This window comes from Burkholderia sp. E168m23, from assembly GCF_016586125.1.
Taxonomy (GTDB): domain Bacteria; phylum Pseudomonadota; class Gammaproteobacteria; order Burkholderiales; family Burkholderiaceae; genus Burkholderia; species Burkholderia orbicola.
The window spans coordinates 1-3,062 of sequence record NZ_BCPP01000869.1; the positions used below are offsets into that span (position 1 = coordinate 1).

The window sequence follows — 3,062 nt, forward strand, 5'->3', positions numbered from 1 at the left end:
CGCTCAATCTTGTTTAGTACCTCGACATCGATTTCGAGAATTTCTGCAATTTCCTTTGCGAGCGCGGCGGAAATCGGCCGATGCCCTTTCTTCCCTTTTGGCGTCAATATATGACTTACGCGGGACATGGAGCGCCATCCAAGCCGCAAAGCCAGATCCTTTTTAGTACCGACCGGCATTTTTTCCAACTGCGCGATCAGATTTCTCCGCCGACGCTCCTCGGGAGGCAGTTGAAAATCCTCGATAGGCCCACCTGTGTCGAATGCGAAATTTTGTCGAACCCTCGCCACTTCGTCCTTTGCCGCCTGTTCCTGTAACGACTCGCGCTTTCGCGCTTCAATTCTGGAGTTCAACCCGGCAAGACCACGTTGACGATTTCTCCGAGCCGCTCGAACATCATTACCAAGCTTGACGAGCGCGGAAATATCGCCCTTTTGTGCCGCCGTTACACATTCCAGTAAATGCGCCTCCAGAAATATCTGGTATTTCTCCAGCCAAACTGCTCGCTCGGCCCTTTGAGCTTGCCCGAACTCATCGACCCGACGCTGTAACGACGCCGACAGACCCGAGTCAAAACGTTCTTCGAGAAGTCGCGCGAGCTCCTGCCCTACGCTCGCTCCCCGCGCCTTCGCCGACGCGACCAGATTCCGCTTGAGACTCACCGGGATACGAGCAAACAGGGGCTCGGTGCGCGCTTTCAGTTTATCAACCATGCAATCACTTTAGCATGGCTGCTCGAAAACGACGCCATGGCCTAAAGTCGCTCCAGTCACACTCGTGGCCAACCTTCTCTAGAAAAAGAGGCAAATATGAGCAAACTCGGCATCGCGGAAGGCATTAAATTGCGCGGAAATGTCAATCGCATTACCGAAATCATGAAGCAAGGCACACTGGAGGACGCCGTCGCCTGTTTCGCCCTGGGCGGAATGACGCTGCAGGCGAGCGGCGGCGACGTCCCTCTCCTGCGCAATCTGTCGGAACTGACCCGTACGGCCTTGCCGAAACGGGTGGTCAAGGACTACTTCGGCGCAAGCAACGGCGTCGTCATGAGTCTCGCGTAAGCGAGTATGGCAATCGCAAACGCAGTAAAAGTCGAAAAGAAAACGGGCCGCCTGGCCCGTTTTCCGTTTGATCCGCCCAACGATAGGCGTCGCATACGCGACGCACCACGGCGCATCTGAAGCGCGGCACCGCCGCCCCGTCAAAACACCGTATGCAACCCCATCCGCGCGACCGCCTGAGTCGCGGAACTCGATGCCCCGTTCGGGTCCAGCACGCCATTCACCTGCGCATTCGCGCCGCCATTCGCGCGCTGACAATCCGCCGACACATACACCATCGTCCGCTTCGACAACAGGTATTGAAGCGCGACGCTGATCTGATGCGCATGGTTGTCGTTCACCGCTTCATTGCCCTTCATGTACATGTATTTCGCGCCCAGCACGATATCCGGCCTGATCCGCCACAAGCCGCCTGCCTCGGCCATCCACACGCCCGCATCGTTGAACGAATTGCGCACGGTGGTCATCAGCGCCTTCGCGGTCACGACACCAAAGTCGTAGTGCATGCCGACACCCCAGTTGCGCACGCTGGTCGACGGCACGCCCGGCGCCGGGCCGTACTTTTCGTTCGTATAGGCCGCGCCCACGCCGAAAGCCCCCAGCTCGTAGTTCACGCCGGCGCTGACGGCGTTGTCCGCACCGACCGAGCCGGCCACGCCGCCGAACGCATACATCACGCCGCCAGAAAAACCCGCGACCGTCGGCGAGCTGTACTTGACCGAATTCGCGATCGGCTTGCTGCCGGCCGTGCGGTCCCAGTCGAACGCGCCGGTCGGATTGCCCGGCAGCGCAAGACGCTGGAACGGGCCGTTCCGAAAGCCGTACAAGCCGGAAATGTCCCGCGAAATCGCGTTGCCCCTTGAAAAGAGCGCATCCACCATGAAGTCGTACTGATTGCCCAGCGTGATACTGCCGAACCGGTCGCTCTCGATGCCCACGTAGGCGTTGCGCCCGAAAATCCCGGTCCCGACGATGCTCCCGTTCGCCATCGAGAACTGGTTCACGAGCGCGAACGTCGCGCGATATCCGCCGCCGAGATCCTCGGTACCGCGCAGGCCGAACAGGTTGGGCGCGAATATGCCGTCGTCGAACTTGACGTTCTTTCCGCCGCCCTCGTTGCTGACGTACGTGATGCCGGAGTCGATCAGCCCGAACATCGTCACGCTGCTTTGCGCCCACGCGCCTTGTGCCACGGCGAGCATCGCCAATACACCCAACCTGAGTTTCATGTCGTCTCCGTCTTTTTTATGAAAATACGAGTCCGTCACCCGTCGCGGGGCGGGTGTTCGCTCATTGCTTTGTAGAAAATCGCCTTGATTCAGGCAGTCACATCAACACCAGAAATTAGTTTTACTGATTGATCAATTCGAAAAATTTCCAGTGAACCTGCATCGACGCGCAAGCATTCCAAATCCGCGAAATCAAGCGCCCCGAAAGACGATCCACGCGGATGCATCCACCTCGACGGCCACGGTTTCCAGCCCGGCCCCCGTGCAGGGCCCGTCGATACACACGCCGTCATCGAACCGGAACAACGCACTGTGATGCGCACACATCAACACCTGCGACCGGTAGCAGGACACAGTGCCCGGCACGAAATCGAGCGGCACCGAAAAGTGCGGGCAACGATTCACGTACGCCCACACCTGCGCGCCACGCCGCACCACGATAATGGGCTGACCGATACACGCTGCGTCGACGACTCGCGCGCCACCATCGGGCACATCGGCCACGCGGCACAGCTGTTTCGCTTCCATCGCTCACACCCTTTGCTCGGGATTGCCGAGGCTCCAGTCCCACGGACGCACCTCGACGTGCGAGAACAGGCCCTCCTTCACATACGGGTCGTTGCCGACGAACCGCATCACCGCATGGATATCGTCCGCCTCGATGACGAGCAGCGTGCCGTTCATCGCGTCGCCTTGCGGGTCCAGCGTCGGGCCGCCGAGCCGCACATACACGCCGTGCTCGGCCGCCGAGCGCAGATAGCTCCGGTGAATC

5 protein-coding genes are annotated in these 3,062 nt (G+C 59.8%); 1 reads left to right on the forward strand and 4 read right to left on the reverse strand.

Annotated elements, in window-relative coordinates; translation table 11 throughout:
• Positions 1-713 (reverse strand): hypothetical protein (locus JMF90_RS40350; RefSeq protein ID WP_236598063.1); only part of this gene is annotated, 713 nt, incomplete at its 3' end.
• A gap of 96 nt (positions 714-809) precedes the next feature.
• Here JMF90_RS40350 and JMF90_RS31070 point away from each other — a divergent pair.
• Positions 810-1,061 carry a hypothetical protein gene (locus tag JMF90_RS31070; protein WP_011694486.1) on the forward strand — a complete coding sequence of 84 codons (252 nt, stop codon included), beginning with the start codon at positions 810-812 and terminating at the stop codon, positions 1,059-1,061.
• Between the two features lie 140 nt (positions 1,062-1,201).
• Here JMF90_RS31070 and JMF90_RS31075 read toward each other — a convergent pair whose 3' ends face one another.
• The 3 genes from JMF90_RS31075 to JMF90_RS31085 form a co-directional block, all read right to left on the reverse strand.
• Positions 1,202-2,290, reverse strand: a complete 1,089-nt coding sequence (locus JMF90_RS31075) for a porin (RefSeq protein ID WP_011694485.1) — start codon at positions 2,288-2,290, stop codon at positions 1,202-1,204.
• 192 nt (positions 2,291-2,482) lie between these two features.
• Complete coding sequence (locus JMF90_RS31080; protein WP_011694484.1) at positions 2,483-2,818, reverse strand: Rieske 2Fe-2S domain-containing protein; 336 nt, start codon at positions 2,816-2,818, stop codon at positions 2,483-2,485.
• A gap of 3 nt (positions 2,819-2,821) precedes the next feature.
• On the reverse strand, positions 2,822-3,062 hold a 241-nt coding region (locus JMF90_RS31085), incomplete at its 5' end, for a YciI family protein (protein WP_201325874.1).